This window comes from Williamsia sp. Y853, assembly GCF_056786495.1.
Window position 1 is genome coordinate 597,597 of the sequence record NZ_JBXCJC010000003.1, and the last position, 11,450, is coordinate 609,046.

The window sequence follows — 11,450 nt, forward strand, 5'->3', positions numbered from 1 at the left end:
CGACGGTTCGGTGCCCGAAAACATCAATCTGACTGGTGCTGTGCGTATTACCGGCAGGGCCGGTCAAGCCGCACCCGATCACCGAGGGCGACGAGCTCGTTCGATCACAGCGGCGACCGTGACGCGAATGCAGCTGGTATCCATCGTCATGGACTACCGCCCCATGATGAACATCGACAACCCCGACCCGACCAGGCAATACGAGAACCTTCAGCCCATCGTGGGCACCGAATGGTTCTACGAACTCGCCGAACCCCCACTCCAACTACACACCTATCGACCGCACGAGCGCGAGACGGGTCAGTTGCGCCAAGAGTTGCTACTCCTGGACCTCGACACGACGACCTGATTGGTCCTGACCGATCACCGTGCGTGATCTGCTGCAGGTTGAGTGCCGGGCCAGCCGGCATCTGATCGGAAGCGCCTGCCGCGCACTGTGAATTCCTCCTCGCGGGAGGTCCCTCATTCCCGGATGGCTCCCCGATCGTGGCTGATGCGCAGTACAGCCGGTTACGTCGATCGTGCACGTTCCTTTAAGTCCGCTTAACGGACCGCGTGTGGAGCCACCACAGGCCGGCCCCAATCAGAGGAGTCACCCAGACGACGAGTATCCATATCAACCGCGGCCGCGATGCAGGTTCCGGTGCGTTGAGGATGCCGTATGTGGCAACCATTGAGGCTGCAACCGAAGCCGAAAGTGCCAGAAAGCCAACAAGAATGAGTGTCACGGAGGCTGCTGAAGGACCCCCGCAGATATCTGCGTGGGTGCACTCTGACAGGCCAGACTCTGCCAACACGTCTCCCATCCGGCCACCGTACATGCCCGTGGTTCGGCTGACCGTCTGCAAATAGCAACTCGCCGAACAACCGGCGTGCGTTACCGCTTCGCCGTGCCAGCACCGCAGTGCCTATCCCCGACCAGACAAGATCAAGGACGTCTGAGTTCGCCCCGCGCGGGTGCTCTGCGTCGGCCATCATCACTCGATGCGGTTCACCCGGATAGTGTCCGTTGTCATCGCCGCTCTCGTGGTCCTGACAGCATGCTCAGACGACGCTCGGCCAGCGCCGGCGCCGGTTCTCGTGGCCTTCGACGACGGGTGGGGTCAGGTCTTTGTAGCCGGCGCGGACGGCGGCGGCCTGCGCCAGGTCACCCCGACCCCGGGCGATGACACGTCCGACATGCGATACGCGAACTTCCCCGCGCTGTCTCCGTCCGGCGAACAACTCGCGTACACCCGGGGCGGGACGCTCATCGAAGTTGTCGACCTAGAGTCAGGCGAGTCGAAGACGATTCGCGACGGCGGCTACCAGCCGGTCTTCTCGCCGGACGGTTCTATCATCGCCTTCACGAGCAACGGCTCCATCCACATCATGAACAGCGACGGTTCCGATGTGCGTGTCATCGCGCAGAACCAAGCGGCCTCGGGACCGACGTTTTCTCCGGACGGCTCACGCGTGATCTTCAACGTCTCCGGATACCTCGTCGAGGCACCCACGGCAGGCGGAGAATCGAAAGTCGTCTTGCGTGACCAGTTCTGGAACGCAGACCCCGCCTACTCTCCCGACGGATCGACCCTCGTCTTCTCCAGCAACCGCGGCGGCAACAATGGATCGGAAATCTATTCGATGCCCACCGCGGGCGGCGAGATCACCCGCCTCACTGACACATACGCAATACACCCGGCATTCACGCCCGACGGATCGCGCATCGTCTACACCAGGGCGACTACGGACTCCGGTGAGCTCGTGACCGACATAGCCATCCCGAGTCGCGCCGAGCTCGCTTCGATGAACCCCGACGGGTCCGATCAGAAGCGGCTGACGCCGCGATCCATCACGGCTCAGGATCCGAGTGTCGCGGGCGGACAGTGAAAGACCTGGAGATCAGTTCTTGACGGCGATCCCGCGACAGGCAGGCCTCCACCGCGGGCCACGAACAGTCAGAGCTCACGCGGCCGTTCGGGGACTGGCACTCCCCCATCCCGAAGCTGCTCCGCGCCACCGATCCTGACGCCATCGGGGTACGTTTTCGTCACCGGTCACGAAAACGTCTGTCCGACAATTGTTTCTGATAGCAATCGAAACATCGATTCGCTGCGCGCTTCCGACCTATGACGCACTGGAGCCGACTACAACGGGCTATTCATAAACCCCGCAAGTCGATTGCCTTCTACGATGCGGCAATGGGCGGACTTGACGAGTGTGAAGTAGACGAGCGTGAAGTATGAGCACCGGTCGCGAGCGGGACACTGACGTAGATACCCAGCGTGTGGACGCTGGGAACGGTCCCCTGCGAGGTGAGCTTGCCTTCGTCGCCCAGTTAGCGGTGGGGTTGCTGTCGGGGATATGCATCGCGTGGTTCGCAGTTGTCTGGTCGATGAACGGGCTGCGCGACCTACTGAACGTTCCCGAGTTGCATTCGGTGCCGATCAACGATCCACCGCCCAACATCCCTGGACCTACCATCACTTACTGGATCGCGTGGGCGATCCCATCCTTGATCGTCTACAGCTTTGGCGGAGTACTTTTCTGGCGCTGGAAACCATCACGCTGGTTTATCGTCAGCTTCATGATCGGCTTTGTCGCGGTCAGCCTCCTAACTATCCCCCTCATCATTCACATGGACGTCAACGGTTTATAGTCGCTTCGCATTTCAGCATGTCCCCCATAGACCTGCTGCGCTCACACGTACGGCCGTCTCGTATGACCGAAACTCACTGCGGAACGGTGGCTTTCGCGGTTGTCCAGTTGCTTCGATCACGACCGGTCAGGCTCCTGTTTCACAATCGCGGATCCACGGCTTCCGACTCCATCGCGAGGACGCCGAACACGCACTGGTGGATGCGCCACACCGGCTCTCCTGCAACGGCCCGGTGGACGGCTTCGAGCCCGAGTGCGTACTCTCGCAAAGCCATCGACCGCTTCTGGCCGAGATTGCGCTGCTTGAGCCGGGTCAGCGTCGACGAGTTGGTGTAGTCGGCGCCGTAGATGATCCGCAGATACTCGCGCCCGCGGACCTTGAGGCCCGGCTGCACCAGGCCCTTCGGACCGCGAACGAGATTGTCGAACGGCTTGACGACCATGCCCTCGCCACCGCCCGCGGTAAGGTCCTCCCACCACGCCGCGCCGGCGGCGCACGACGATTCGTCGGTGGTGTCGACGACGAGGCGGCGCGTGGGTCGGAACAGCTCCGGGTCTGCGGCGACCAGGCGATCTGCGATGTCGAGGTGCCACTGGTGATCGCGGGCCTCGTACGTGGCCGTGTCACCTGCGAGGATCTGAAACGGCGCCACCTCAATCCCCAACGCGCTGTCGATCGGCTGCACGTAGTGGCGATACGAGTCGACGAAGAGCTCGGCGTTGACGGCTCGGGTTCGCGTCCTGTCGAGTAGATCACCGACGTCAGCCCCTCGCGCTGCGGCGGCCGACAGCACATCGATCGTCGCCGGCAGCGCGGTTGTGGCGGCGGCCCCCACCTTGGCGTACTGGCTGCGGACCATCGCCTCCGCCTTCGCGGTCCACGGCAGTATCTCCGTATCCAGGAGTAGCCAGGTTGCGTCGAGGTCTGCCCAGACGCCTGCCGTGGTGATGGCGCCGGCAATCCGCGACAGCACCATCGCCTGCTGATCGTCGGTGAAGAACGCTCGTCCGGTGCGGGAGTAGATGACGCCGGATCCGTCGCGCGTTACGCGCACGATGGCGCGGGATCCCATGTGCTTCTCTTCGCAGATCACCCGATCGATGGATCGCTTCGCGTAGTGACCGAACGCCTCATCCGGGTGCTCGAGTAGACCCTCGCGTGACGAGCTGTCGACCGGCGACATGGTCGGTGGCAGATAGAGCAGCTCGGCCGGCGGGATGGCGAATCTGCTCATCACCTCCAGCGCACCGGCTGCGTTCTCCTCGCGCAACGACACCCGCCCCATGTGTTCGGTCTCGATGACGCGGTGCCCGAGGATGTCGGTGAGCTTCAACACCTCGGGGTCACGCGGCGGCGGGGCCAACGGCCGAACGGGTTCGTAATACGTCGCCCGTGCCTGCACCGACACCACCTCGCGCTCGGGGTAGCGCAGCGCAGTCAGACTGCCGCCGAAGACACACCCCGTGTCCAGGCACATGGTGTTGTTGACCCACTCGGTCTCCGGCACCGGGGTGTGCCCGTACAGGACAGTCGCCGAGCCCCGATAGTCCTCGGCCCAGGGGTACCGGACCGGTAGCCCGAACTCGTCGGTCTCGCCGCTGGTGTCTCCGTACAGAGCAAACGCCCGGACCCGGCCCGATGCCCGCCCGTGGTACTTCTCCTTCAAGCCTGCGTGCGCGACAACGAGGTTGCCCTCGTCGAGTACGTAGTGGGCGACGAGTCCGTCGCAAAACTGACGCACCTCGACGACGAACGAATCGTCCTCGGCCGCCAGCTGATCCAGTGTCTCCTGCAGCCCGTGGGTGGGTTTCACGTCCTTACGGCCCAGCGCACGAACGAGTTTCGCCTCGTGGTTACCCGACACACACAGGGCGTTCCCGTTGGCGACCATGCCCATGACCAGGCGGAGCACACCTGCGGAGTCCGGACCACGATCGACCAGATCGCCGACGAACACAGCCTGGCGACCATCTGGATGCTCGGCATCCACGCAGCGCCCAGTGTCATCCCGGCTGATCGCATATCCAAGGCGCTCGAGCAGGATCTCGAGTTCTTCGCGGCAGCCGTGCACGTCACCGAACACGTCGAACGGACCGTGCTCGTGCCTGCGGTCGTTGAACAGGCGGGTCCGCACGATCGACGCCTCCGCGACGGCCTCCACCGAGTCCAGGACATGGATCGTGCGGAAACCCTCGCGTTTGAGACTGCGCAGCGAACGGTGGAGTTGGTCGTGCTGACGCTTGATCACATGGGCGCCGAAGTCCCGGTCCGGCCGAGAAGCATTGCGCTCCAATGCCAATGCGACCGGCAGATCCAGGACAATCGCCACCGGGAGCACATCGTGGTCCTTGGCCAGGGCGAGCAGCGACTTGCGCGATGACGCCTGCACGTTGGTCGCGTCGATGACCGTCAGCCGGCCACGGTCGAGTCGCTTGCCTGCGATGTACTCCAGCAGGGCGAAGGCGTCCGTCGTCGCAGCCTGATCGTTCGGGTCGTCCGAGACCATGGCCCGGCAGTCATCGCTGGATACAACCTCGGTCGGAAGGAAGTGAGTCGCAGCGAAGGTCGACTTTCCAGAACCGCTCGTCCCGACCAGAATTACCAGAGACAGTTCGGGAATGCTCAGCTCGCTCATACGCTTTCCCCACTCGAAGTCTGTTGTGCGAACACGGCCATCTGCGTCGGCGACCCCACCTCGTCGTCACGCTCGCCCACTGGCCGGAGGTCGACGTTGTACCCGTAGGTCTGGCCTACTGAGCCGGCCCAGTTCGCGAACTCCGCACGGGTCCACTCGAATCGGTGGTCGGGGTGACGGAAACCGCCGGCGGCCAGCGCCGGGTACCTCACGTTGTACTCACTGTTAGGTGTCGTGACCACGACGTGGCGTGGCCGCATGGACCCGAATACGTTGGCCACGACCGCCGGCAATCGTTCTGGGTCGATGTGTTCGATGACCTCCATGAGGATCGCCAGATCGAGACCTTCGAGGCGGTCGTCCTCGTACTGCAACGACGACAGCAGCAACGTCAGGCGTTCGGATTGCCGCTCGGTCATCCGATCCACGTGCTGCCGCTTGGCCGCTTTCGCCAGCGACGAGTCGGAGACTTCTGCTCCGATCACCCGTGCCACACCCTGCAGCTCGAGCAACGATCCGAGGAGGGCGCCGGGCCCACATCCGAGGTCGACGATCGATGCCGGCCGGAGCTCGCGCACGACTTGCAGCACCGCGTCGTGGCGCAACCGGACCAGTGTACGCGACACATCGGGTTCCGCATCCTCCGCGGCGTCCTCGACCGGGCGGTCGTCCAGCTCGATGAGTCGTTGTGTTGCAGCTTCTTTCAGTCCACGTTGGTGGGCCAGGTAGCGATGTGTGATCAGTTCTCGTTCCGGGTGAGTTGCCAGCCAGCCCGATCCGGCCCGGACCAGTTTCTCCACCTCGTCGTCGCCGACCCAGTAGTGCTTGGCGTCGTCGAGCACCGGCAGCAGGACGTAGAGATGACTCAGCGCGTCGGTCAGGCGCAGCGACCCCTCGAGCGTCAACGACACCAAAGGTGCATCACCCCACTCGGGCCTGGTGGCGTCCAAGACGATCGGCGTCGCAGTGACATCCCATCCGATCGGCCCGAACAGACGTCGCAACAAGGCAGGGTCGCCCGTGACCGCCGGGAGTGCGATCGTCAGATCCAGTGCGGAATCCACCAGATCTTCTCGATTCGCGCATCGCCCGTTCAGCGCCGACCGGAACACCTTCCCCATCGCCACCGACAGCAACGACGACGCGACGTACGGGCGGTCGTTCACGTACTGACCCAACGCGAACCCGTCGTGCGCACCAGAACGTCCCCGCACCAACGCAACCGGATCGACCTCGAGCACCATCGCGACCGTGCAACGGTCGTCGCTGACCTCAGGGTAGAAGACGTGCGCCGTCCCGCCGTACACATCGAAAGGTTGGACCTTCTCCGGATGCTTGTGCAGCAGGTAGCCGAGATCGCTCGGCACCTCGAGAGTCGGTGAACGTTCGGCGGAGATGGTCAACAGCATCAGGACAGTCTGACGTACAGATGGTTCCCGTCCAGTGATTTCTCCCGTGGACTGACCGACCATGCGCCGAGAGCAGTTGAGACGCCCTGAAACGACAGCGGGAGTGACGATCGACGCGACACCCTGCTCCGCTTGTTGTGCGGGGCAAATAGCTCAGTTTCTGATATCAGACTTATCCAGTAAACCTCTGCCTATTGCAGCAAATGAAATACTGGCGGATCGATACGATCTGCACGCCCGATCGAATGAAGGAACAGTAGTGTTGTGACGTCCATCCGGACGGACGCCGCTTCCGAAACACCTGGCTTCGGCGACGGATTCGATGCGACGCCCCTACGGCTTGGCCGACGAGGTGATCGGCGATGCTGCCGGTGCGCTGGAGTCCGGCACTCCCGCGTAGTCGGGCAGCTCGATGCCGTTGATCGCGCGCCCGACCAGTTCCATGAACCATTCGCCGGCGAAGTCGGGGCTGGGCTCTGTGTCTGGTCCGGGGACGTCGCGGGTGCGAGCGTTCAGCCGTCCGATTTCTTGGTTGGCCTCGACGAACGAGCGCATCCGGGCCTCGTAACGGGCGAACCCGTCGTCTGGGTTCCATCCGGCAGCGGCCAGTTCACCGGCCAACACATAGGCGCCGACCAATGCCAGCCCGGTCCCCTGCCCGGACATCGGCGACGAACTGAACGCCGCATCCCCGAGCAGCACCACCCGTCCACTCGACCACCGGTCCATCACCACCTGGGCGACCTGGTCGAGGTAGAAGTCCGGGGTGTCGTCCAGGTGCGCGAGGATGTCCGGGGTCAACCAGCTCATGCCCGTCATACGCTCACGGAGCAGGACCTTCTGGGCCGCGATGTCACGGTGATCGACATCGAAGTCAGACGAGCCGAAATAGAACATGGCCATCGCCCGGGTGGCGTCCTGGATGGGTCGTAGGAGCGCTGAGCGCCCGGACGCCTGGTCCTGGTACTCCAGCAGCCAGCGGTCCAGCCCGAACTCGTTGGGCACACTGTAGAAAGCCAGCACGTGCCCGAGGTGGCGAAGAAATCGTTCATGCGGCCCGAAAACCATTGCGCGCAGCGCAGAGTGCAGCCCGTCGGCCCCGATCACCACCTCGAAGCGCCGCCGGTCGCCGCCCGCGAAGACCACGTCGACCCCGTCTGCGTCCTGGGTGAGCTCGGCGATTCGGTCGCCGAAGATGTACTCGACGCCGTCACGAGTGTCGTCGTAGAGCACTTGCGCCAGGTCCCCTCGCAGGATCTCGATGTCCGCTATGAACCCGTCGCCACCATCGTCGTCGGCGCGAAAGGTTTCCAGCACTTGCCCGTTCGCGTCCACGGTGTACGCACCGGCGGTGTCGGTGCACGCCGCGCGCACCGCCTCATCCAGTCCCATGCGCTTGATGACCTCCTTCGCGACCCCGCGCGCGTCCACGGCCTGTCCGCCGGGACGCAATTCGGGCGCCCGCTCCACCACGGTCACCTCGGCCCCCCACCGCCGGAGCCAGTGGGCCAGCGCCGGTCCCGCGACGCTCGCGCCCGCCACCAACACCCGGGGATCACGCACTCGCGTCCCCTGCCCGCCTGTTCGAATCGTGCTCTCCTGCTTGGAGTCGTCGACGCTCATCACTGCCTCCATCTGTTTCCGCTGGAAGGTCGCCAGCACAGGCCCACCCGGCCGTATCGACTGCGGATCTACACGAAACTCATCGGTACGGCCGCATTGCGTCCACCCTCCCGCTTCCGACTTGTATGAAAGTACGTCGTGGTGTTCGAACCGGCGGGTTCCTAACCTGGCGCAGGAGAGCGTAGGGCGCTGGCTCGGGCGCTTCGTGCCGCACCAAGGGCGCGCTGTTGAGGGGCTGGCTTAGCTCAACGCCCACACGGACATCGCCAAGGCATCTGATCAAGGGCCTCGTCATGTTATTTCGGTTGCGGGAAAAGGGATTTTATGGCGTCTCCGGGGAGCGGTTAGCGTCAAAATCATGGAATGGAACTTTCGATCGGCTGCTGAAATGTTGTCCGCTTTGCGTGCTCGTGATGTGTCATCAGTGGAGTTGACTGACGCCGCAATCGATGGGATGGAGCGAAATGACAAGGTAGTCAACGCCATCTGCGTATCGGACTACGATCGAGCGCGCGCAGCGGCGCTGCATGCCGATCAACTACGCGGTAGGGGTGAGGATCGGCCGTTGCTCGGTGTGCCGGTGACGGTCAAGGAGTCCTACAACGTAATCGGCATGCCCACGACCTGGGGAATGCCGCAGTACCGGAACTTTATACCTGCCGAAGATGCGGTCCAGGTGTCGCGCTTGAAGGCCGCGGGCGCGGTAGTGCTCGGTAAGACCAACGTGCCCTTCGGGCTGCAAGATATACAGAGCTTCAACGAGATTTACGGCACCACCACCAATCCGTGGAATCTCGGGCGCACATCAGGTGGATCCTCTGGTGGGTCAGCGGCGGCACTGGCATCCGGCTTCGGTGCACTCTCCATCGGCTCCGACCTTGCCGGTTCGCTCCGTACCCCCGCCCACTTTTGTGGCGTCTACGCACACAAGCCGACGCTTGGGCTGGCAGCGATGCGCGGTATGAGTGCGCCGCCTGCGCCAGCGCTGCCGACCGAGGCTGACCTCGCGGTTGTCGGTCCGATGGCGCGCACTGCCCGTGACCTCGCCCTTTTGTTTGACGTGATGGCTGGACTCGACCCCCTGACATTCGGCGTGGCGAACGACATGACGCTGCCCCCAGCGCGCCATGAGGCACTCGGGGGCTTTCGGGTCTTGGTCCTAGACCAGCACCCTCTGATACCGACTGGGGCCGCTGTGCGAGCAGGGGTGACTCGGGTAGCCGACGCGCTCGCCGCGAGTGGTGCCCGCGTCGAACGGTTCAGTCCACTGTTGCCGGATCTGACCGAAGCTGCGCTTCTCTACACGCAGTTCCTGTTCTCAGGATCCACGGCCCGCTTCCCCGTCGACACGTACGAGCAGCTGCGGGCCCGCGCAGCCGGCCTGAGTGCAGGCGACCTCAGCCTTGACGCGGCGCGGCTGCGCGGAATGGTGTTGACTCACCGCGATTGGATCGAAATGAACGACCGACGCGAGATTCACCGCCACGGATGGCGTCAGCTGTTCGGCGAGCTCGATGCGGTGGTCTGTCCGATTACACCAACTCCCGCGTTCCCTCACGACCACAACCCCGATCTATTGGGACGCACGCTAGACATCGACGGGGACAAGTACCCATACTTCGACCAGCTAGTTTGGGCTGGTCTGGCAACCATGCCGGGTCTGCCTGCGACGGCCGTACCCGCCGGCCGATCGCCCGATGGTCTGCCGGTCGGAGTGCAACTCATCGGTCCGATGTTCGAGGACCGAACAACCCTGCGGCTGGCCGAACTCCTCGAACAGCGCATCGGCGGATTCCAGCCCGCCACGTAGAGCCAAATCTACGGCTATTCGAACGCCAGATCGCTTGACATCCACAGAGGCACCCGAAGGGCAGCCAGCACTGCTGCGAGGCCTACTTGTGTTGGCGCGTACGGACTAGTTCCAGCCCGCCGTCTCCACCGCTGCGCGATGGGTCTGTGCGAGGAACTTCAGAACCATGGCTTCTGGATCCGCTGCTTGTCGCACAAGATGATAGGGCAGCACATACTCCCCCAGCGCGGTGTCCCAGTGAGCAGGCGCTTCGACCGCCGGATGTGTGTCGTACCCGTCGGGATGGGGATACGCGTACGCGTAGAAGACGCCTTCCTCGGCGCCACCGGGCCAGTAGCCTGCGCTCGAAACCTCGTCGCTGTAGGCCTCGTGCATGACCCAGTCGGGGCAGTTCGGAACACCACCGGGATGCTGAGGTGCAGACCGTCCCGAGAACCGTGTGACGGCCAGATCGAATGCGCCCCAGAAGAAATGAACAGGTGAGGATTTTCCTCGAAACTCACCACGGAACTTCGAAAAGACACCATGTGCAGAGACGAGCGACCGCCAGAAGCGAGTTACGGCGTCCGCGTCGTACGAGGCGTGTGCGGTGTCCTCGGCGAACGGGGTCGCATCGGGCAGTTCGACGGGTGTTCCGACCATCGCGATATCGAATCCGAGATCAGTGAGGTGGCCGATGTACTCGGCGTAGAAGTCGGCAACGGTCCGCGGTTCAAGCTTCATCCGACGGGTGCTGCCGTCGGTCACGAGGATCAGTAGCTCGTGCGCCAGGAAGTCAAAGCGAATCTCGAGGCCGCGGTTTCCGGCGACCATCAGGGACGTGGTGAGTCCCCGTGCGTCCACGTACAGCGGAACTCCCCACCAGTGGTTGATCTCCGGCCCGAGAGCCATGCGCGTCTTGCCAACGATCTGAGTCCACAGCTGAAGCGTGTCCCTGGTGTCGATCCACGAATCCAACGGCAGTGCAGGCCAAGCGTCGTGTTGGGTTTCCATGAGCCCATAGTCCCCGACGTCCACTCGACGCGGGCACTTAAGATGAGATGTCCACAGAAACAGCGGGTTCGTGGCTCGGCGACGCCGTCATGACCACACAGTTCGTTGACCAGGACCACAGTGTGGTTGCGTGCTCGCCGTCAGTCGGTGTCTGTGGCGGGACCATCCTGGGTAGCCCCGCCTTCGCCGGACCAGTCGCCGGACGTCTCGCCTTCGGCAGGATCGGACTGCACGTCGGATTCCGCGCCCTCAGGTCCGGTGCCGGCGTCTTCGGTGTGTGGGTCGGTCTTCTTGTCAGTCATGAAAGTCCTGTACCCGAAAACGGTTGCGTCAACCCAC

9 protein-coding genes are annotated in these 11,450 nt (G+C 63.6%); 4 read left to right on the forward strand and 5 right to left on the reverse strand.

Annotated elements, in window-relative coordinates:
• Positions 1 to 127 precede the first annotated feature (127 nt).
• The 3 genes from AC1TPF_RS18955 (at position 128) to AC1TPF_RS18965 (ending at position 2,641) form a co-directional block, all read left to right on the forward strand.
• Positions 128 to 349, forward strand: a complete 222-nt coding sequence (locus AC1TPF_RS18955; protein WP_482139511.1) for a hypothetical protein — start codon at positions 128 to 130, stop codon at positions 347 to 349.
• A 635-nt stretch (positions 350 to 984) separates the two neighbouring features.
• Positions 985 to 1,872, forward strand: a complete 888-nt coding sequence (locus tag AC1TPF_RS18960) for a TolB family protein (RefSeq protein WP_482139512.1) — start codon at positions 985 to 987, stop codon at positions 1,870 to 1,872.
• A gap of 352 nt (positions 1,873 to 2,224) precedes the next feature.
• A complete protein-coding gene (locus AC1TPF_RS18965; protein ID WP_482139513.1) occupies positions 2,225 to 2,641 on the forward strand; it encodes a hypothetical protein in 417 nt (138 codons plus the stop codon).
• A 139-nt stretch (positions 2,642 to 2,780) separates the two neighbouring features.
• Here AC1TPF_RS18965 and AC1TPF_RS18970 read toward each other — a convergent pair whose 3' ends face one another.
• The 3 genes from AC1TPF_RS18970 to AC1TPF_RS18980 all read right to left on the reverse strand — a co-directional run bounded on the left by AC1TPF_RS18970 (position 2,781) and on the right by AC1TPF_RS18980 (position 8,308).
• Entirely contained in the window at positions 2,781 to 5,276 is a 2,496-nt protein-coding gene (locus AC1TPF_RS18970) for a polynucleotide kinase-phosphatase (protein WP_482139514.1), read from the reverse strand.
• Entirely contained in the window at positions 5,273 to 6,685 is a 1,413-nt protein-coding gene (locus AC1TPF_RS18975) for a 3' terminal RNA ribose 2'-O-methyltransferase Hen1 (RefSeq protein ID WP_482144972.1), read from the reverse strand. Before AC1TPF_RS18975 ends, AC1TPF_RS18970 begins: the two co-directional genes overlap by 4 nt.
• A 333-nt stretch (positions 6,686 to 7,018) precedes the next feature.
• Positions 7,019 to 8,308, reverse strand: coding sequence for an FAD-dependent monooxygenase (locus tag AC1TPF_RS18980; protein WP_482139516.1), 1,290 nt, complete (start codon positions 8,306 to 8,308; stop codon positions 7,019 to 7,021).
• Between the two features lie 358 nt (positions 8,309 to 8,666).
• Between AC1TPF_RS18980 and AC1TPF_RS18985 the strand changes: the two genes are divergently transcribed.
• Entirely contained in the window at positions 8,667 to 10,118 is a 1,452-nt protein-coding gene (locus tag AC1TPF_RS18985; RefSeq protein ID WP_482139517.1) for an amidase, read from the forward strand.
• 105 nt (positions 10,119 to 10,223) lie between these two features.
• Here AC1TPF_RS18985 and AC1TPF_RS18990 read toward each other — a convergent pair whose 3' ends face one another.
• Both AC1TPF_RS18990 and AC1TPF_RS18995 read right to left on the reverse strand, forming a co-directional pair.
• Complete coding sequence (locus AC1TPF_RS18990; protein ID WP_482139518.1) at positions 10,224 to 11,111, reverse strand: DUF5996 family protein; 888 nt, start codon at positions 11,109 to 11,111, stop codon at positions 10,224 to 10,226.
• A gap of 140 nt (positions 11,112 to 11,251) precedes the next feature.
• Positions 11,252 to 11,413 carry a hypothetical protein gene (locus AC1TPF_RS18995; RefSeq protein WP_482139519.1) on the reverse strand — a complete coding sequence of 54 codons (162 nt, stop codon included), beginning with the start codon at positions 11,411 to 11,413 and terminating at the stop codon, positions 11,252 to 11,254.
• Positions 11,414 to 11,450: the final 37 nt, after the last annotated feature.

What these genes read in the sequence shown, in the direction of transcription:
- AC1TPF_RS18955 (WP_482139511.1), top strand. Translation starts at nt 128, where the DNA reads ATGCAGCTGGTATCCATCGTCATGGACTACCGCCCCATGATGAACATC.
- AC1TPF_RS18960 (WP_482139512.1), top strand. Translation starts at nt 985, where the DNA reads ATGCGGTTCACCCGGATAGTGTCCGTTGTCATCGCCGCTCTCGTGGTC.
- AC1TPF_RS18965 (WP_482139513.1), top strand. Translation starts at nt 2,225, where the DNA reads ATGAGCACCGGTCGCGAGCGGGACACTGACGTAGATACCCAGCGTGTG.
- AC1TPF_RS18970 (WP_482139514.1), bottom strand. Translation starts at nt 5,276, where the DNA reads ATGAGCGAGCTGAGCATTCCCGAACTGTCTCTGGTAATTCTGGTCGGG.
- AC1TPF_RS18975 (WP_482144972.1), bottom strand. Translation starts at nt 6,685, where the DNA reads ATGCTGTTGACCATCTCCGCCGAACGTTCACCGACTCTCGAGGTGCCG.
- AC1TPF_RS18980 (WP_482139516.1), bottom strand. Translation starts at nt 8,308, where the DNA reads ATGAGCGTCGACGACTCCAAGCAGGAGAGCACGATTCGAACAGGCGGG.
- AC1TPF_RS18985 (WP_482139517.1), top strand. Translation starts at nt 8,667, where the DNA reads ATGGAATGGAACTTTCGATCGGCTGCTGAAATGTTGTCCGCTTTGCGT.
- AC1TPF_RS18990 (WP_482139518.1), bottom strand. Translation starts at nt 11,111, where the DNA reads ATGGAAACCCAACACGACGCTTGGCCTGCACTGCCGTTGGATTCGTGG.
- AC1TPF_RS18995 (WP_482139519.1), bottom strand. Translation starts at nt 11,413, where the DNA reads ATGACTGACAAGAAGACCGACCCACACACCGAAGACGCCGGCACCGGA.